Below are 688 nucleotides of genomic sequence, written 5' to 3' on the forward strand. Positions count from 1 at the left end.
CGAACAGATTACTGCCGGAAAACATTTCGCCCAGCCGCAGGTCCGCAGACATCATCGGCAGTGGACGATACGCGTAGAATTGATCCCAAGAGAACTGGTCTCGTTCCGTGGTACGAGATTGCTGCCGGAAATAGCGATAGTCAGCGCGGTAACGCCATGCGCCCAGATTGAAGCCTGCCGTACCGTAGCTGCTCAGATAACGATCTGAACCCCTATTATTGGTATTACGCCGCGCTGAACCGACCAGATTATAGTCCAGCAATGCGCCATTGATACCTTCATCCCATTGTTCAGGCGGTGTCCAGTTGGTGTCACTGTACCGTAGCCAGGCTTGCGGAATGGTGATATCCAAATCGCCCATACCGATACGATTAGATATTTTTACCCCGGAAATCGGGGTGAGATCGGCGCATTCATTGTTATTCCATAAAACGATCATGCCGCTGGCTTCTTTTGTTAACGCCAGTTTGTTAGCAATGTCAGGCGTGATACAGGCTGTCGGTTTATTATTGTTTGGCCCCGACGGCAGAAATTTCACCTTACTTTGCTGAATTTCTCGGGCATTGATTCTGATGGACAGCAGATATTCCCCCGGAGTGACATAATCTGGATCGGAAAAGTGGCTCAGGTCGATTTTTTGACGTTCATCCACGTCCAACACGTTAATATTAAATTCTGTTGCATGCAG

Annotated in this window: 1 protein-coding gene; it reads right to left on the reverse strand. The window is 49.0% G+C overall.

Annotated elements, in window-relative coordinates; translation table 11 throughout:
• A partial coding sequence (locus tag J5224_RS33010) for a FimD/PapC N-terminal domain-containing protein (protein WP_264629125.1) occupies positions 1-652 on the reverse strand: 652 nt, incomplete at its 3' end.
• Positions 653-688 lie beyond the last annotated feature (36 nt).

It is taken from the genome of Candidatus Symbiopectobacterium sp. NZEC135, from assembly GCF_025962695.1.